Annotated in this window: 16 protein-coding genes; 6 read left to right on the top strand and 10 right to left on the bottom strand. The window is 70.2% G+C overall.

All coding sequences use genetic code 11. The features are described from left to right. Positions 1 to 37 precede the first annotated feature (37 nt). On the bottom strand, positions 38 to 2,602 hold the full coding sequence (locus tag ACLF6P_RS21990) for a heavy metal translocating P-type ATPase (RefSeq protein WP_415952359.1): 2,565 nt from the start codon (positions 2,600 to 2,602) through the stop codon (positions 38 to 40). A gap of 192 nt (positions 2,603 to 2,794) precedes the next feature. Here ACLF6P_RS21990 and ACLF6P_RS21985 point away from each other — a divergent pair, with 192 nt between their 5' ends. Then, positions 2,795 to 3,067: an SHOCT domain-containing protein gene (locus ACLF6P_RS21985; protein WP_415952358.1), complete on the top strand. Its 273-nt coding sequence runs from the start codon at positions 2,795 to 2,797 to the stop codon at positions 3,065 to 3,067. A gap of 111 nt (positions 3,068 to 3,178) precedes the next feature. Here ACLF6P_RS21985 and ACLF6P_RS21980 read toward each other — a convergent pair whose 3' ends face one another. Further along, positions 3,179 to 3,883, bottom strand: a complete 705-nt coding sequence (locus ACLF6P_RS21980; RefSeq protein ID WP_415952357.1) for a hypothetical protein — start codon at positions 3,881 to 3,883, stop codon at positions 3,179 to 3,181. Positions 3,884 to 4,005: 122 nt separating this feature from the next. Then, positions 4,006 to 4,383 (bottom strand): DUF6153 family protein, encoded by a 378-nt coding sequence (locus ACLF6P_RS21975; protein WP_415952356.1) that lies wholly within the window; start codon positions 4,381 to 4,383, stop codon positions 4,006 to 4,008. Positions 4,384 to 4,632: 249 nt separating this feature from the next. On the opposite strand from ACLF6P_RS21975, the gene ACLF6P_RS21970 reads away from it, so the two are divergent. After that, positions 4,633 to 6,162, top strand: a complete 1,530-nt coding sequence (locus ACLF6P_RS21970; protein WP_415952355.1) for a ricin-type beta-trefoil lectin domain protein — start codon at positions 4,633 to 4,635, stop codon at positions 6,160 to 6,162. Positions 6,163 to 6,332: 170 nt separating this feature from the next. Here the strand turns inward: ACLF6P_RS21970 and ACLF6P_RS21965 are convergent, their stop codons facing one another. Further along, positions 6,333 to 7,451 (bottom strand): threonine/serine dehydratase, encoded by a 1,119-nt coding sequence (locus tag ACLF6P_RS21965; RefSeq protein ID WP_415952354.1) that lies wholly within the window; start codon positions 7,449 to 7,451, stop codon positions 6,333 to 6,335. A 162-nt stretch (positions 7,452 to 7,613) separates the two neighbouring features. Between ACLF6P_RS21965 and ACLF6P_RS21960 the strand changes: the two genes are divergently transcribed. Then, a complete protein-coding gene (locus tag ACLF6P_RS21960) occupies positions 7,614 to 8,561 on the top strand; it encodes a LysR family transcriptional regulator (protein WP_415952353.1) in 948 nt (315 codons plus the stop codon). Positions 8,562 to 8,815: 254 nt separating this feature from the next. Beyond that, complete coding sequence (locus ACLF6P_RS21955) at positions 8,816 to 10,213, top strand: carbohydrate-binding protein (RefSeq protein ID WP_415952352.1); 1,398 nt, start codon at positions 8,816 to 8,818, stop codon at positions 10,211 to 10,213. A gap of 139 nt (positions 10,214 to 10,352) precedes the next feature. On the opposite strand, the gene ACLF6P_RS21950 is transcribed toward ACLF6P_RS21955, so the two are convergent. From ACLF6P_RS21950 to ACLF6P_RS21935, 4 genes are all read right to left on the bottom strand, one after another. Continuing rightward, on the bottom strand, positions 10,353 to 10,562 hold the full coding sequence (locus ACLF6P_RS21950; protein WP_415952351.1) for a hypothetical protein: 210 nt from the start codon (positions 10,560 to 10,562) through the stop codon (positions 10,353 to 10,355). Continuing rightward, positions 10,562 to 10,960, bottom strand: a complete 399-nt coding sequence (locus ACLF6P_RS21945; protein WP_415952350.1) for a carboxymuconolactone decarboxylase family protein — start codon at positions 10,958 to 10,960, stop codon at positions 10,562 to 10,564. Before ACLF6P_RS21945 ends, ACLF6P_RS21950 begins: the two co-directional genes overlap by 1 nt. 344 nt (positions 10,961 to 11,304) lie before the next feature. Then, positions 11,305 to 11,514: a DUF397 domain-containing protein gene (locus tag ACLF6P_RS21940; protein WP_415952349.1), complete on the bottom strand. Its 210-nt coding sequence runs from the start codon at positions 11,512 to 11,514 to the stop codon at positions 11,305 to 11,307. Next, on the bottom strand, positions 11,511 to 12,392 hold the full coding sequence (locus tag ACLF6P_RS21935) for a helix-turn-helix domain-containing protein (protein WP_415952348.1): 882 nt from the start codon (positions 12,390 to 12,392) through the stop codon (positions 11,511 to 11,513). Before ACLF6P_RS21935 ends, ACLF6P_RS21940 begins: the two co-directional genes overlap by 4 nt. Before the next feature lie 428 nt (positions 12,393 to 12,820). On the opposite strand from ACLF6P_RS21935, the gene ACLF6P_RS21930 reads away from it, so the two are divergent. Together ACLF6P_RS21930 and ACLF6P_RS21925 are read left to right on the top strand one after the other, a co-directional pair. Next, complete coding sequence (locus ACLF6P_RS21930) at positions 12,821 to 13,900, top strand: helix-turn-helix domain-containing protein (RefSeq protein ID WP_415952347.1); 1,080 nt, start codon at positions 12,821 to 12,823, stop codon at positions 13,898 to 13,900. 39 nt (positions 13,901 to 13,939) lie between these two features. Then, positions 13,940 to 14,113 carry a hypothetical protein gene (locus ACLF6P_RS21925; protein ID WP_415952346.1) on the top strand — a complete coding sequence of 58 codons (174 nt, stop codon included), beginning with the start codon at positions 13,940 to 13,942 and terminating at the stop codon, positions 14,111 to 14,113. A 132-nt stretch (positions 14,114 to 14,245) separates the two neighbouring features. On the opposite strand, the gene tuf is transcribed toward ACLF6P_RS21925, so the two are convergent. Together tuf and fusA are read right to left on the bottom strand one after the other, a co-directional pair. Further along, positions 14,246 to 15,439 (bottom strand): elongation factor Tu, encoded by a 1,194-nt coding sequence (gene tuf / locus ACLF6P_RS21920; RefSeq protein WP_415952345.1) that lies wholly within the window; start codon positions 15,437 to 15,439, stop codon positions 14,246 to 14,248. A 144-nt stretch (positions 15,440 to 15,583) separates the two neighbouring features. Further along, on the bottom strand, positions 15,584 to 17,707 hold the full coding sequence (fusA, locus tag ACLF6P_RS21915; RefSeq protein WP_415952344.1) for an elongation factor G: 2,124 nt from the start codon (positions 17,705 to 17,707) through the stop codon (positions 15,584 to 15,586). Positions 17,708 to 17,712: the final 5 nt, after the last annotated feature.

Below are 17,712 nucleotides of genomic sequence, written 5' to 3'. Positions count from 1 at the left end.
CCCCGCGGAACGGCCATCACCGAGCGGAGGACCTGGGTCACCCCGCCCGGCGGCTCGGAGACCTCCGGCGAGGGCGCCGGATCGTGCTCGGCGGCCGGGCTTCGGGCAGCGGCTCGGGGTGCCAGCGGCGCAGGCGGGAGGCGTTGGTGACGACCGACAGGGAGCTGAGCGCCATGGCCGCGGCGGCGATGACGGGGCTGAGCCGGATGCCCCACAGCGGGTAGAGGGCGCCTGCGGCGAGGGGGACACCGATGGTGTTGTAGATCAGGGCGAAGAACAGGTTCTGTCGGATGTTGCGCATCGTGGCGCGTGACAGCCGGGTGGCGGTGACGACGCCGCCGAGGGAGCCGGAGATCAGGGTGATGTCGGCGGCTTCGATGGCGACGTCGGTGCCGGTGCCGATGGCCAGACCGACGTCGGCGGCGGCCAGGGCGGGGGCGTCGTTGATACCGTCGCCGACCATGCCCACGGTGCGGCCCTCGCCCTGGAGACGGCGGATCTCGTCGGCCTTGTGCTGCGGGAGCACGTCGGCGAGCACCCGGGTGATGCCGACCTGGGCGGCGATCGCGGCGGCGGTGCGGGCGTTGTCGCCGGTGAGCATGACGACATCGATGCCCAGGTGCCGAAGGGCGGCGATCGCGGCGGCGGAGTCGTCCTTGACGGTGTCGGCCACGGCCAGCACTCCCGCGGCCCGTGCGTCGACCGCGGCGAGGACGGGGGTCTTGCCCTCGGCCGAGAACCCCGCGGCCACGGGGGTGAGCGCGGCGGTGTCGATACCGGCGTCGCCGAGGAACCGGGCCGTGCCGACCATGACGGCGCGGCCGTCCACGGTGGCCCGCACGCCCTTGCCGGTGACCGAGTCGAAGCCGGTCGCGCCCGGCCAGGAACGACCGCCCTCGCGGGCGCCGGTGACGATCGCCTGCGCGAGCGGGTGCTCGCTGTCGGCCTCGGCTGCCGCGACCAGACGCAGCAGCTCCGTCTCGTCGAATCCGGCCAGGGGACGGACGTCGGTCAGGACGGGCTTGCCTTCGGTGACGGTGCCGGTCTTGTCCAGCACCACGGTGTCCAGCTTCTGTGCCGTCTCCAGCGCTTGCGCCGAGCGGATGAGGATGCCGGACCGGGCGCCCTTGCCGGTGCCGACCATGACGGACAGCGGCGTGGCAAGCCCGAGCGCGCAGGGGCAGGCGATGATCAGCACGGCGACCGCCGTCACCAGGGCCGGTGTGAGGGCGGGGGACGGGCCGCGGATGAACCAGAGGGCGAAGGTGGCGACGGCGATGGCGATGACCGCGGGCACGAAGTACGCGGAGACGGCGTCGGCGAGCCGCTGGATGGGCGCCTTGGACGCCTGGGCCTGCTGCACGAGACGGATGATCTGAGCCAGCATCGTGTCGGCGCCGACCTTGGCCGCCCGTACCCGCAGCGATCCGGTGCCGTTGACGGTGGCGCCGATGACCATGTCCCCCGCGTGTTTGGTGACCGGCATCGGTTCGCCGGTGACCATGGACTCGTCCACCGGCGAGGAGCCGGAGAGGACCTCGGCGTCCACGGGGATCTTCTCTCCCGGCCTGATGACGATCTCGTCCCCGCCCACGACGTCCTCGACGGGGATCTCCGTCTCGCTGCCGCCGCGTACGACGCGGGCGGTGCGCGCCTGCAGGCCCAGCAGGGCCCGGATGGCCTCACCGGTGCCGGCCTTGGCGCGGGCCTCCAGCAGCCTCCCGAGCAGAATCAGCGTCAGGATGACGCCGACCGCCTCGAAGTAGACCTCCCGCAGGTCCTGCGGCAGCAGCCCGGGAGCGAAGGTCACCAGCAGGCTGTAGCCGTACGCTGCGCTCGTACCCAGCGTGACCAGGCTGTTCATGTCCGCGGCCCGGTGGCGCAGGGTCAGCCAGCCGGTGGAATGGACGGGCCACCCGGTGTAGAACATCACCGGGGTGATCAGCGCCAGTTGCAGCCAGCGGTTCAGCATCCAGCCGGGCACCCAGTCGGCGCCGAGGAGTTCCTTCGCCATCACGGCGAACACCACCGGCGCCGTGAGCACCGCGCCCACCAGCACCCTGTGGCTCAGATCCGTGATCTCCGTCTGCCGCTCGACGGCCTCCGCCGCCTCCGCCTCGGCGGCCGACCGCTGTGCTCCGGAGCCTCCGCCCGCGGCAGAGGGTGCGGGGGCGGACACGGCATCGGCGCCGTGGCCGTCGTCCGGGCCCGGAGGTGCTGCCTCTTCCACGGGTTCGACCAGCAGCGTTCCATGGATCATGTTCATGCCGCAGGCGAACCCGAAGGAGCCCGGCCGGTCCGGCTTCAGCCGCACCACGGTGCGGGAGTGAGCGGGCAGCCCGGCACTCACCCCGAGGCCGGGAAAGACCACCCGGGAGGTGCACTCGCCGGCCTCCTGGCGGTCGAAGACCAGTTCCACCGGCGTGCCCTGCCGGACTTTGATCACGTCGGGGCTGTAGCCGCCCCGCACTGTCACCTCCATCCGCTGCACACCGCCCTCGACCCGTGCCGCACCGACACGTCGGGAGCCGAAGAAGAACCAGCCCAGCGCGGCGATCAGTACGCCACAGGCGAGGGCGACGACGACATCGAGGACACTCATGAGCTGCCCGCCTCCCTTGTCGGCCCACTCCCAAGCCTGCGCGCCTCTGCCCCCAATCCGAAAGGGGCGCTATGGCCCACACGGCATGGCCCATCCGACCCAGGATCGGCTGCCGCGCCCCGGGGACGATGCAGGTACAGGCAGGAAGCCTTCGGGTGCCTCCTCGCATCCGGCCACCGAAGCAGGTGAGTGATGATGATGTTCTGGTACGGGCACGACGTCAGCGGGTGGGGCTGGTTCACGATGTCGCTCGGCATGATCTTTTTCTGGGCCTTGATCATCACAGCGGCCGTGCTGCTGTACCGCGCGCTCAACCGTTCGCCCGAGCACACCCATCCCCCTGCCGCGCCCACGCCCACGCCCGAGGACATCCTCCGCGAGAGGCTGGCGCGCGGGGAGATAGACGAGGAGGGGTACCGGCGCCGCCTGAACATCCTGCGTACCGACCCGCTGGCCAAACCCTGATCCACGGCCGCACGCACACTCCTCGGCCCCGGACGGAGGAAGCCCGGACTGGCCGGGCGGCCCGGATCCGGAGGGGATCGGGGCGGCGAGCCCCTCCGGATCCGGGCGTCGTCAGTGGCCGTGCGGCTCGTCGTCGTGGCCGTGCCCGTCTGCGGGTTCCTCGGCCGGTTGCGTGGTGGGTGACTCCTCCGCGGAGGGAGCCGTCGTCTCCTCCGCGTCGGCCTTCGTCCCGTCCTGCGAGCCCGTACCGGAACCGGTTCCCGACGGCGGGGTCTCCTCGCCTCCGTGGGTGTCGTCCTCGTCGTGGCTGTGCGACGTCGGCCCGTCCGCCTCGCTGTGGCTGTGGCTCAGGGCGCCCTCCACCGCGGGCATCGTCAGGCCCGTGACCATCGCACCGGCGGCGCCGACCAGGACCACCGCCCGGAAGGAGGAAGCGAAGCCACGGGCGGGACGCCGCCGCAGCCGTGCCAGCGCCACCAGGCAGACCACTGCCTGGAAGAAGACGACTGTGACCCCCACCCGGGTCACCTCCTCGGGCACCCCCGCGCCGGGCCCGACCGGCATCCCCAGGGTCCGACTGACGGCCCATGTCGCGATCACCGCCGCGTTGGCAACGAGGCCGAGCAGCATGACGGCCGTGCCGGAGGCCCGCAGGACAGCCAGGGTCCAGCCGGCCTGGAAGGCGCCGACGGCGTAGAAGAACACCCCCGCGGCCCACCACTCGGCGTAGTGATCGGGGGCCGCGGCGAAGTGGATCGCGGCGGCACCCAGCGAGGCGAAGGCCGCAAGTATGCGCCCCGCGCCCACGTCCGCCATGACTCCGGTTTCAGACCTGCCTCTTGCTCCCATGTACATCTCTCCATCCGTGCTGCGCGAAAGAATCCACAAGCCGTCCTCGCGTCCCGCTGCGGGGGGGGCAGCGGCACGCGACGGCTCTTCTAGATCCGCAGCACCGACAGAGCGTCCAGAGAGGGCTTCGGAGGAGCACGGGCCTGTACGGCTGTGGCGCACGACAGGGCGGCGAGACGCTCGTCGGCCCACGAAGCGGCAAGGCCGCTCGCGACCAGGTGGAGGTGCGGGGCCCCGCCTCCGGGGAGGATGTCGCACGCCGTGCCGTCGTGCCCGTCGTGGTGCGGCTCGGCGCCCCCCGCATGCGGCGCCGAGCCGGCAGCGGAGACGGCGTGGGTCACCAAGGCGTGGTCGGGATGGTGCGGCAGATGCGTGGCCGCACCGGCGAACCCGTGCCCCAGAGTGACGGCGGCGACCGCGCAGACCGCGAGCAGCGCCCGCCAGCGCGTCACCACTCGCCCAGCCACCTGCGGCGCCTCCCTCCGCGTTCTCTTCGGCCTCCACGCCCCTGCTGTGGACAGGCACCGTACAGCACGCGGGCCACGGGAGCGGCAACTCTCTCGCCGCGGGCGGGCAGCGACGCGACCGGAAACCCCGTCCGCCCTGGCGGGAGGCCCGCGGGGGCAGCGAAGCTGAATAATTGTCATGTTCGTGTCTTCCCAGCAGGGCTACTCCCCGGTAAATACCGGGAGTAACACCTACCCGGGAGGCGCCTCATGCCCCACACCAGATCGCGGCTGAGAACCTGCGTCACCACCACAGCAGCAGCCGTGGCCCTGTCCCTCGCCGCGCTCTCCGCACCCACCGCGAGCGCGGCACCGGCCCCCAACAGCGCGACCCCCAGCAGCGCCACCGCGTCCACGCCCCTCCCCCCGGAACTGGAGGAGATCCGCGCGGCCGAGGCCACCGAGCTGTACGGCAGCCCCGAGGAACGGCCCATGGCCGAGCGGAAGACCGGGGTGATCTCGCTCGGCGACTCGGAGATCTCCGGCGAGGGCGCCGGATCGTACGAACCGGGCACCGACGGCCCGGACAACTGGTGCCACCGCTCCACCGAGGCCGCGATCCACCGCACCGGCCTCGCGGAGGTCACGGCGAACGCCGCGTGTTCGGGCGGGGCGACGTACAACGTGCGGATCGGCGGTTCGAAGCAGTACGCCGACGAACTCGTCCAGTCCGACGACCTGGCCATCAAGGCCCGCAACACCCGCCTGAAGATGGTGGTGGTGGTCGTCGGAGCCAATGACGACATCCAGTTCGGGCCCGTGATGACGGACTGCGTGACGCGCTGGGTGCTGTTCCAGGGCCCGTGCGAGCCGAAGTACGCGCCCGGCTGGCAGAACCGCGTCGACGGCATGGTGCCGAAGGTCGCCGCCACCGTCACCGACCTCAAGTCGGTCATGCGGGACGCCGGATACACCGACGGCTCGTACAAGCTCGTCCTGATGAGCTACCCGTCCCCGATCAGCCCCGACTTCAGGGACAACCCGGACTTCCCCGGGAAGTGGCCCGGCGGCTGCATCGGCTACGACTCGGACGCCGCCTGGGGCCGCAACGCCGCCGTACCCGCCTTCGAACGCGGCATCCGCCAGGCCGCCCAGCAGTCCGGCGCCCACTACCTCGACGCCTCCCGCCTCTTCCACGGGCACGAGGTGTGCACCCAGAGCACCTGGGCCCGGGGCTTCTTCTACGACGGCTCGTTCCCGCCGGACGAGAACTCCGTCCGCCAGAGCTTCCACCCCAACGCCGCAGGCCACGGCGCCTTCGCCGCCTGCTTCCGGCAGTTCTACGACTCCGGCCTGAGCGAGGCCTCGTGCGTCGACCCCGCGTCCACGAACAGCCCGCAGCTCTACGCGGGCGCGTGGGACGACAAGTTCAAGCCGATCAGGAACCAGGCCACCGGCCAGTGCCTGGACGCCAACGGCGGCTCCTCGCGCAACTTCACGGCGGTCATCGGCTGGGACTGCCACGACGGCCGCAACCAGACCTGGTGGTACGACCCCGCACGGCAGTCCATCCACATCGGCCTCTCCCACGACCGCTGCCTGGACGCCCGCGACGTCAAGGCCCCGACCGCCGCGATCCTGTGGAACTGCCACGGCGGCGACAACCAGAAGTGGACCCGCCCCGCGGACGGCACCATCCGCCCGGCGACCGCCCAGGGCCTGTGCCTGACCCAGCCGACTCCCGACAAGGCAGTGGCCCTCCGCACCTGCGACGGTTCGACGGCCCAGCGTTTCGCATAATCCTGCACCACTGCACCACTGCACCACTGCACCTGACCGGACCCGGTCCCCGGACGCCGCGCCATGGCGCCCGGGGGCCGGGTTCCGGCATGTTCGGCCGGCGATCTGCTGGCGACCTGTCGGCGATCTGCCGTCGGGGAAGGCCAGTTGCGCCGCCGTACGGGGAAGGCTCAGCCGTTGCGCGGCTGCCCGACGAGGTCGCTCGGGTCGGTGTTCGCGCCACACAGCACGACGGCGGTCTTCTCCCCCGCACCCGGGCGGTAGCCGTCGCCCGACCGGGAGGTGAGGACGGAGAAAGCCGTCGCCGCGGCGTGTTCGACGGCCAGTTTGTGGTGGTCCCAGAGGAACTGGCGGGCGCGGATGATCGCGTCGTCCGGTACCAGGACGGAGCGCACGCTCTCGTGCCGGGCGGCATGCAGGGCCAGGGATGTGGCGCGGCGGGCGCCGAGGGAGTCGGCGGCCACCGAGTCCACCGGGACGTCCACCAAGTCACCCGCTTCGAGCGCCGCGTCGAGGGCCCGGCAGTTCTGCGGTTCAACCGCGACGGTACGGATGCCGTGGTGCCGGGCCGCGGTGGCGATACCGGCGAACAGGCCACCGCCGCCCACGGACACGATCACGGTGTCCAGGCCGGGGATCCTGGCGCGGATCTCCTCAAGGAGTGTGCCCGCTCCGGCGGCGATCAGCGGATGGTCGTAGGCGTGTGAGGTGAGCGCGCCCGAGGATGCGGCGAATTCCTCGCACGCGGCCAGGGCCTCGGCGTACTCCGCACCGGCCAGGCGCACATCGGCCCCGTACGAACGGAGCTTGGCCACCTTGACCTCGGGGGCGGTGGTCGGCAGGAACACCGTCGCCGGCACCCCTCGGCGTCGCGCGGCCCATGCGCAGGCCAGGCCCGCGTTGCCGCCGGAGGCGATGGTCACGCCGGTGTCCGGGAGGGTGCCGGCTTCGTGGTGGGCCTGGAGGAAGTTCGCCGCGCCGCGGGCCTTGAAGCTTCCGGTGTGCTGCATGAACTCCAGTGCCAGATAGATCTGTTGGCCTTCCCGGCCGCCACCCCCAGCCCCCTGGCCGCTTTCGCCCTCCCGGCTCCCCCGGCTCCTCCGGCTTCCCTGGCTTCCCCGGCTCCCCTGGATTCCCTCGCTCCCCAGGCTTCCTTGGCTCCCCTGGCTCCCCGCCCGCGCCTCCTCCCCGCCCGCGCCGAGCACGACCGGGGCGATGGCGACGGGACGGACCTGTCCCGCGATCCGGTCGACGGCCGCCTTGATGTCGCCGTAGCCGAGTTCGTGCACTTCGTCGCTCCTGTCATGGGAGGGGAGGGAGGGAAAGCAGCGCCTGGAGGGGCGGCTGCGGTTCCGTCTCCCGATCCTCCCACCCGCTCATCCGCCCAGGAAGCCTGCATTGGTCTGCACCAACCTCTTGCCCATGGCGTCTGTCGGCCCGAAGCTCACCTCATGGAGCTGGAGTTGCGTCATCTCAGGACGGTCCGGGCCATCGCCGAGGCCGGGAGTCTCACCAAGGCGGCGACCGCACTCGGGCTGGCGCAGCCGGCGTTGAGCGCACAACTGAAGCGGATCGAGCGGGCGCTGGGCGGTGAACTGTTCCGGCGCGGACGCCACGGCGTGCGGGCCACCGCACTCGGGGAGCTGGTCCTGGAGCGCACCCGCATCGTGCTGCCCGCGGTGACCGAGCTGCAGGAGGAGGCGGTACGGTTCGCGCGCCGCACGCGGGCCGCCGCCGTGGTCCGCCTCGGCGGCACGCACGGCCCGCTGCTCGGCGCGCTCCTCGACCGGCTCGCGGACGCACTGCCCGAACTGCGCGTCGAGACCCGTACGTCGTGGTCCGAACGCGGGCTCGCCGAACTCGTCGACGAGGGCCGCCTCGACTTCGCCCTGGCCGGCACCTGCGGCTCGGCCGCTCCGCCCGGCGCGGAGCGGCTCGCCTGGCGCGAGGTGGCCATGGACCCGGTGTTCGTGATGATGCGCGAAACGCATCCGCTGGCCGTGCGAAGAGAGGTCGAGCTGGTCGATCTCGCCATGGAGGCATGGGCCTGTGTGCCCGGCGACGGCTGCTTCGGTGACTGCTTCACCGCCTGCTGCGCCACCGCCGGATTCACTCCTCGACGGATCTACGAGACGGATGTCAGCTCGCTCGTGCATCTGGTGCAGGTGGGGCGGGCCGTGGGGCTGTGCCGGGCCACGTTCCCGTCGACGCCCGGCATCGTCAGCCGGCCGCTGCGCGGCACACCGCTGGCCTGGCGGCATCTGCTCGGCTGGCATCCGCTCTCCCAGGAGGCGGACCTCGCACGCATGCTTCTCGCGCAGGCGCGCATGGGGCACGCGGCGGTGGCGGCGCGCAGCGACAGCTATACGGAGTGGCTCGCGGAGCACCCCGTTTCCTGAGCCAGTACCGGCAAGTACCGGCAAGTACCGGCAAGTACCGGCAGATACCGGCAGATACCGGCACGTACCGGCAGCTGCTGCCAGTAACAGCGGTAACGACAGCAACGACAGTGACGGCCTCGGGCACCCGAACCACCGGATCCATAACGCCATGCAGGGGGCCGGGCGGAGTCTTATGCATACCCCCGGCCCGTTCCTACGGTTTCCGTCGCACCCCCATCGAGCGACAAGACCGAAGCCGAGGAGATTCCCCCATGCTCCAGCGACACACCCGGACCAGAGCCGCGGGTGCCGCCCTCGCAGCCGCGGCCGCCCTGATAGCGGCCGGGCTCAGCAACTCCGCGAGCGCCGCGACTGCCCCATCCCCCACCCCGTCCGCCCCGCAGGCCCCGCAGTCCGCCGCGCAGACGCTGCGTACGGCCGACGCACCGTCCGCCCTGCTGCGCGCCATGGAGCGCGACCTGGGTCTGAGCGCACGGCAGGCCGAGCGCCGCCTCGTCAACGAGGCCGAGGCATCGGCCACCGCGGGCCGCCTGCGCCTCGCGCTCGGCGCCGACTTCGCGGGCGCCTGGGTGGGCGGGGCCGACTCCGGCACGCTCACCGTGGCGACCACGGACGCCGCCGACGTACGGGCCATCGAGGCGCGCGGCGCCGAGGCCACCGTCGTACGGCACTCGCTGTCCGATCTCGACGCCGCCAAGGCCCGGCTCGACCGGGCCGCCAAGCACCAGGACACCACCGACGCGCCCGTCCGCTACGTCGATGTCACCACGAACAAGCTGGTCATCGAGGCCATCCGCCCCGCCGCGGCCCGTGCGCTCCTGGACGCGGCCGGCATCGACGCCTCGCTCGCCCGGATCGAGCGGACCACCGAGCGGCCCCGCCCCCTGTACGACCTGCGCGGCGGCGAGGCGTACTACATCAACAACAGCGGACGCTGCTCCATCGGCTTCCCGGTCACCCGCGGCGGCCAGGACGGCTTCGCCACCGCGGGCCACTGCGGCCAGGCGGGTGCGAGCACCTCCGGCCACAACCGGGCCGCCCAGGGCAGCTTCCAGGGCTCGATCTTCCCGGGCCGGGACATGGCCTGGGTGGCGGTCAACTCGCAGTGGAACGCGACTCCGTACGTACGGGGTTCAGGCGGCCAGAACGTCCAGGTCACCGGGTCCACGCAGTCCCCGGTGGGCGCTTCGGTGTGCCGCTCCGGCTCCACCACCGGCTGGCACTGCGGCACGATCCAGCAGCACAACACCAGCGTCACCTACCCCGAGGGCACCATCTCGGGCGTGACCCGTACGACGGTGTGCGCCGAGCCCGGCGACTCCGGCGGCTCGTACATCTCCGGCAGCCAGGCACAGGGCGTCACCTCCGGCGGCTCGGGCAACTGCTCCAGCGGCGGCACGACGTTCTACCAGCCGATCAACCCGCTGCTGCAGAACTACGGCCTCACCCTGAAGACGACCACCGACCCGGGCGACCCGGGCGACCCCGGTGACCCGGGCGACCCGGGCGGCACCTGGGCGGCCGGAACCGTCTACCAGGCGGGCGACATCGTGACGTACGGCGACGCGACCTACCGCTGCATCCAGGGCCACCAGGCCCAGGCCAACTGGCAGCCGCCGAACGTACCGGCCCTCTGGCAGCGCCTGTAACAGCCCCCTCCCCGCATCTGGGCACACCTCCCCGCACAACGACGCGCCCCGCCCTGGCCTCAACCAGGCGCGGGGCGCGGTCTGTTGGCCTGCCGGACCTGCCAGCCCTGCCAGACCTGCCAGACCTGCGGGTCCGTGATCAGTGGTGCCGTTCCGGCTGCGGGCGGCCGAGGTTGCTGAGCTGCTGGTCGTAGTCGGCGAGCAGCCGGTTCAGCTGATCCACCGCCTCGGCGGGGACCTCGGCCGGTGCGGACTCGACGACATAGCGGGCCGCCGCGACCAGCGCCGCCAGCTCGTAGGCGTGGAAGGTGCCGCGAAGCACCAGGGGCCGGATCCGTTCGAGTTCCATCAGGCGGCCTTGGACCTGACGTACTCCGTGATCTGGTTCAGCTCGGCGGCGAACTGGTCGAAGTCCTCCTGCATACCGTTGATGTACGCACTCCAGCCCAGGCTCGCCTTCGCGTAGTGGACGGCCTCCTGGATCTCCTCGTCGGTCGCCCCGAACAGCTTCGCGGCCTCGGCGTGGAAGAGGCTGCAGTAGCGGCACTTCGTCTCGGCGTGCAGGCCGACGCCGATCAGTTCCTTGTACTTGTTCGGGATGAGCGTCTCACCGAGTTCGATCCGCTTGAAGATCTCCCACTCCGGACCCAGCAGCTCGGTCGGGATGGCCTGGAAGAAGTGCGGGATCAGGCCGAGGGTCTCCTTGATGTCGGCTTCGACCGCGTCGCGGTTGACCGTGGTAGTCATGGCGGTCTCCTCACAGGACTCCCGCCCTGCCTGAGCCGGCCAAGCCCACTCCTGTCCGCGAGCTACCAGGACCGGCTCTCGGAGCGGGCCCTTAGACCAGCCTATGCCCGATCCCGGCAAGCAGCCACGCGACTGGACCAGGCCTCTTCCGTGGCGACGGGCTGGACGAGGCCGCCGTTCCACTCATCCAGCAGTAGTGAGTAGGTCAGTGGTAGACGGCGGCGGACGCCCCACGAAAAGGATCAGCGACCCCCATCTACTAATCCGGTAGAAAATAGTAGTTCGCTGGTAGATCCCACAGGTAGGCGTGAAGGCGTCCGCGATCCCGTCTCAGCCCGTCCCGGTCAGACCTCGCGGGTGTACGCCACGAACTCGGCCCAGGCCGTGCCACACACGGTGAAGTGGGGGCGATGGATGTCCTTGGAGTCGCGGATGTGGACCGCGCCGGGGGCGTGGGCGATCTCGACGCAGTCGTTGCCGCTGCTGCTGTCGCTGTAGCTGCTCTTGAACCACTCCAGCTTGGCGCCGTCTCCAGCACTCGTCTTCCGGATCATGTTTCTCCCAGCACGTGCTCGATGAAGGCCAGCGACTCTCTGGGCGGGAGAGCCTGGGCCCGGATCATGCCATAGCGCAGTTCGAGGATGCGGAGCCGCTTGAGATCCTCCACCGGGCGCCCGCCGAACGCTCCGTCCGAACGTCCCACGGCCGTGCCATCCGGAAACTTCAACACCTCGATCCAGCCGCCCAGCCCTGGGTGCGTTTCACACTGCGTCGGCATCACCTGAAGCGAGACATTGCGCAACTTCCCTACCTCAAGCAGTCGTTCGAGCTGCCGACGCCATTCGATTCTGCCTCCGATGGGCCGCCGCAGCGCCGCCTCCTCCTGTACGAAGCTCAGCGTGGGGGCAGGCTCCCTCTCGAAGACCGACCGCCGGGCCATCCTGGCGGCGACACCTCGCTCGACCTCCTCCGGCGGGTAGGTGGGCTGCCTGGCCTCCAACAGAACCCGCGCATGCCCTTCGGTCTGCAGAAGCCCGTGGAGCCCGTGGTTGGCGTACACGCACACCTCCACAGCCTTGGCCTCCATCTTCGCCAGATCCCGCACCTTCTTCGGATACCGGACCTCCGCGACCCACTCCTTCATCGCCGAGATCATTCCGCCCGCCTTGAGCACCCGGTCCGAGCCGTCCAGGTAGGCCGGTTTCGGGATCCGTTTGCCCGACTCCACCTTGTAGACCTGGTCCTCGCCGTAGCCGATGGCCTGGCCGAACTGGGCCGCGCTCATCCCCAGCCGCTCGCGCCGCGCCTTGAGCTGCTGGCCGACCATGGCGATGACGGCTGCGCCCTGTTCGTCGTCCGGGTCGATGTCCCAGCCCGCCTCGTCGGCCCCGTCCGCGGCCCCGCCCCTGCCGCTCCCGCCCGTCGTGTCCACTCTCGCCACCTCCGCGATACCGCGTCCGTCCCCGCTCGCCACGCACCTGCCGCCCTACCCACACACCCCACCGGACAGCCCGGACAGCAGTGGACAAGTCCCCACCGGTGCCCGGAAACCCGTACGCCGGTGTGCCGGGCGATCACCCCGTAAAGAACGAGAGGAGAAAGCACCCGACCCGACCCAACCCCACCGCTCGAACCCTGCGGACCCCGGGACGACAGGGGTCATGACGTAGGGCGTGGCGTTGACGTCAAGGGTGGCGCGATCCACCACCCGGTCGGGTGAACACCGTGAACTCGGCTTGCACGGCGGCCTGTTGTCGGCCTTACGCTCACGCTTACACAACCGCAGACATACGACGGCCCCCGCCGGGACGGCAATCCCAGTGCGAGGGCCTGACCAACGAGGAAGAAGAGACCTTCCCGATGGATACGAAGCACCCTAACGCGCCCGCGCGCCCCGAGTCCCGCGTTGCCGCCGACAACCACCCCGCCGAGGGCGCCCCCCGGCACCCCACCTCCGGCGTGATCCACGAGAACATCCGGCTGACCAGCCGCTTCACGGTCATCGGCAACGAACTCGCCCAACACCGCGAACTTTCCTTCACGGCGATCGGAATCGCCGTCCACATCCAGTCGCTGCCCGCCGGATCCTCCGTCGACATCCGGACGCTCGCCACGTCACCCGACAAGGAGGGCCGGGAGCGGATCTCCGCCGCCCTCAACGAGCTGGAGCACCACGGCTTCCTGCGCCGCGAGGTCCACCGCCTCCCGGGCGGCCGCATCACCACCCGCACCGTCTCCTGTAACGCCCCCGGCCAGCGCACCCGAACCGGCCTCCACCTCGGTGGCGCCCGCCCCGAGCCACGCCCCGCCCGCCACGCACCGAACCCGACCGGTCCCGGCCCCGGTCCCGGCCCCGGCCCCGGCCCCGCACCTAGTGCACCGACTCCGCCCCCTCCCCGCCCGGGACCGTCCGTCACCGCCGAGCCCACTCCCTCCGTACCGGCATCCCCCTCCGTACCGGCATCCCCCTCCGCGCCCCCGTCCTCCACTGAACCACCGGCCCGCCCGAAGAGCTCCGCGCGCCCCCTCCATGTACCGCACCCCGCCTATCCCGCCCCCGGCCTCCTTCAGCAGGCCACCGACCTGCTCGCCACTCTCCACCACCACGATCCGGCCCTGCTGCTGTCCGCCCGGGACGCGGCCCGCCTCGCCCCCGGCGTCGCGGCCTGGCTGGAACGTGAGGTCTCCCCCGCCGCCGTCAGCCACGCCCTGATCAGCGAACTGCCCACCCCGCTGCACCGCCCGGCAGCCCTCCTGGCCCACCGGCTCACGGCCCTGCTGCCACCGCCTCCGCCGCTCGGAGCCCCGGCCGCGCCCGAGTCGCCCCGGCATCCGCTCCACAACTGCGACACCTGCGACCGCGCCTACCGAGGCCCCGAACCGGGCCTGTGCCCACTGTGCCGGGATGCCCCCGACCGCCAACCGGCCAACCACGGCTGACCAAGGCTGACCAGGGCTGACCAGGGAGAGTGTCCGCCCGTGCACGCCTTCTCCGCCATGACCCATGGCCGGGACCCGAAAGCCGCGGCCATATTGGAAGCCCTGGCACACGCCCTGAGCGCGGCCGACGGCGACTCCGTCTCGTACTACTCGGAACTGCTGGAGATCGGCCTGGGCGACACCCCGGCCACCGACGACGTCCAGGCCGAATAGACAGCCCGCCCAGGTCGCCCCGCCCTCCACCCCGCACAAACCCGAAAGAGCCCGTACGACCGAAGTCGTACGGGCTCTTTCTCAGCTCACAGAAGCTGACCGGGCATCAAGCCCAACAGGCAAGCGGGAAGCTTACTTGTTGATCTTGGTGACCTGGCCGGCGCCCACGGTCCGGCCACCCTCGCGGATGGCGAACTTCAGGCCCTCTTCCATGGCGACGGGCTGGATGAGCTCCACCGACATCTCGGTGTTGTCACCCGGCATGACCATCTCGGTGCCCTCGGGGAGGGTCACGACGCCGGTCACGTCCGTCGTACGGAAGTAGAACTGCGGGCGGTAGTTGTTGAAGAACGGGGTGTGACGGCCACCCTCGTCCTTCGACAGGATGTAGGCCTGGGCCTCGAACTCGGTGTGCGGGGTGACCGAACCGGGCTTGATGATGACCTGGCCGCGCTCGACGTCCTCGCGCTTGATGCCACGGAGGAGGAGGCCGACGTTCTCGCCCGCCTGGCCCTCGTCGAGCAGCTTGCGGAACATCTCGATGCCGGTGACCGTGGTGGTGGTCTTCTCCGGCTTGATGCCGATGATGTCGACGGTCTCGTTGACCTTGAGGACACCACGCTCGATACGGCCGGTGACGACCGTACCGCGACCGGTGATCGTGAAGACGTCCTCGATCGGCATCAGGAACGGCTTGTCGACGTCACGCTCGGGCTGCGGGATGGCCTCGTCGACGGCCTTCATCAGGTCGAGGACGGACTTGCCCCACTCGGCGTCGCCCTCGAGCGCCTTGAGCGCCGAGACCTTGACGACCGGAACGTCGTCGCCCGGGAACTCGTACTCGGAGAGCAGCTCGCGGACCTCGAGCTCGACGAGCTCCAGGATCTCCTCGTCGTCCACCATGTCGGCCTTGTTCAGGGCGACGACGATGTACGGAACGCCGACCTGGCGGGCCAGGAGCACGTGCTCCTTGGTCTGCGGCATCGGGCCGTCGGTGGCGGCGACCACGAGGATGGCGCCGTCCATCTGCGCGGCACCGGTGATCATGTTCTTGATGTAGTCCGCGTGACCGGGGCAGTCGACGTGGGCGTAGTGACGGGTCTCCGTCTGGTACTCGACGTGCGCGATCGAGATGGTGATACCGCGCTGGCGCTCTTCCGGCGCCTTGTCGATCATGTCGAAGGCCGAGGCCTCGTTCAGGTCCGGGTACGCGTCGTGCAGCACCTTGGTAATGGCGGCCGTGAGGGTCGTCTTACCGTGGTCAATGTGACCGATGGTGCCGATGTTGACGTGCGGCTTAGTCCGCTCGAACTTCGCCTTCGCCACTGGGGTCCTCCTGTGGAGTGGTTCTGTACGCCTTACTCATCGGCGCCAGGGTGATCTGTGGAAGCCAGCCGCCGGGGTCCGTTCCCGGGATGGGGGCGAACCCCGACGGATGGTGTCAAGCCTAAAGCGTGGAACCGGGGTGGGTTACTCGCCCTTGGCCTTCGCAATGATCTCCTCGGCGACGTTCCGGGGAACCTCGGCGTAGGAGTCGAACTGCATCGAGTAGCTTGCGCGACCCGAAGTCTTGCTGCGGAGGTCTCCGACGTAGCCGAACATCTCCGAAAGCGGCACGAGGCCCTTCACGACGCGGGCGCCGCTGCGCTCCTCCATGGCCTGGATCTGGCCACGGCGGGAGTTGATGTCGCCGATGACTTCACCCATGTAGTCCTCGGGCGTGGTGACCTCGACGGCCATCATCGGCTCGAGGAGCACGGGACCGGCCTTGCGAGCGGCCTCCTTGAACGCCTGCGAACCGGCGATCTTGAAGGCGAGCTCGGAGGAGTCGACCTCGTGGAAGGCACCGTCGAGAAGAATGACGCGGACGCCCGTCATCTCGTAGCCGGCCAGGATGCCGAACTGCATGGCCTCCTGCGCACCGGCGTCCACCGAGGGGATGTACTCCCTGGGGATACGGCCACCGGTGACCTTGTTCACGAACTCGTAGCTGTCCGCGCCCTCGATGGGCTCGATCGCGATCTGCACCTTCGCGAACTGACCGGTACCACCGGTCTGCTTCTTGTGGGTGTAGTCCACGCGCTCGACGGTCTTGCGGATCGTCTCGCGGTACGCGACCTGCGGCTTGCCGACGTTCGCCTCGACCTTGAACTCGCGCTTCATGCGGTCGACAAGGACGTCGAGGTGAAGCTCGCCCATACCACCGATGATGGTCTGGCCGGTCTCCTCGTCCGAGTGAACCTGGAAGGAGGGGTCCTCCTCCGCGAGACGCTGGATGGCGACACCCAGCTTCTCCTGGTCACCCTTGGACTTGGGCTCGATGGCGACCTGGATGACCGGAGCGGGGAACTCCATGGACTCCAGGATCACCGGCGACTTCTCGTCGCTCAGCGTCTCACCGGTGGTGGTCTGCTTCAGGCCCATGACGGCGACGATGTCACCGGCGCCCACCGACTCGATCTCCTCACGCTTGTTCGCGTGCATACGGTAGATCTTGCCGATGCGCTCCTTCTTGCCCTTCACGCTGTTCAGCACCGCGGTGCCGGCGTTCAGGCGACCCGAGTAGACCCGGATGAAGGTGAGCTTGCCGAGGTGCGGGTCGCTCGCGATCTTGAACGCGAGGGCGGCCAGCGGCTCCTCGTCGTTCGGCTTGCGGGCGATGACCTTCTCGGCGTCCTTGACGTCGTGGCCCTCGATGGCCTCGACGTCCAGGGGCGAGGGCAGGTAGCGCACGACCGCGTCGAGCAGGGGCTGGACGCCCTTGTTCTTGAACGCGGTGCCGCAGAACACGGGGGTGACGGTGGTGTCGCCGCCCTTGCCCGAGGCGATGGTGATACGACGGATCGCGGCGTACAGCTGCTCCACCGTGGGCTCCTGGCCCTCGAGGTACAGCTCCATGATCTCTTCGTCGTTCTCGGCGACGGTCTCCAGGAGCTTGCCGCGCCACTCGTCGGCGGCCTCGGTGTGCGTGGCCGGGATGTCGACGGTGTCGTAGGCCTCGCCCTTGGCGGCCTCGGCCGACCAGACGTACGCCTTCATCGTGACGAGGTCGACGACACCCTGGAAGTCGGCCTCGGCACCGATGGGGAGCTGCATGACGATCGGGGTGGCGCCGAGGCGGTCCACGATCATGTCGACGCAGCGGTGGAACTCGGCACCCGTACGGTCGAGCTTGTTGACGAAGCAGATACGCGGCACGCCGTAGCGGTCCGCCTGACGCCAGACAGTCTCGGACTGGGGCTCTACGCCGGCGACGCCGTCGAACACGGTGACAGCACCGTCGAGCACACGCAGGGAACGCTCCACCTCGACGGTGAAGTCGACGTGACCCGGGGTGTCGATGATGTTGATCGTGTGGTCGACGTTCTCGAGCGGCCAGTGGCAGGTGGTGGCAGCGGACGTGATCGTGATGCCACGCTCCTGCTCCTGCTCCATCCAGTCCATCGTGGCGGCGCCGTCGTGGACCTCACCGATCTTGTACGAGACACCGGTGTAGAACAGGATCCGCTCGGTGGTGGTCGTCTTGCCCGCGTCGATGTGGGCCATGATGCCGATGTTGCGCACCTTGGCCAGGTCAAGCGAAGTGGTAGCCATGTCGG

The organism is Streptomyces lothianensis (assembly GCF_047779955.1).
GTDB lineage: Bacteria > Actinomycetota > Actinomycetes > Streptomycetales > Streptomycetaceae > Streptomyces.
The sequence above is the reverse complement of the archived record's forward strand: the minus strand, read 5'-3'. Positions and strand labels throughout refer to the sequence as shown.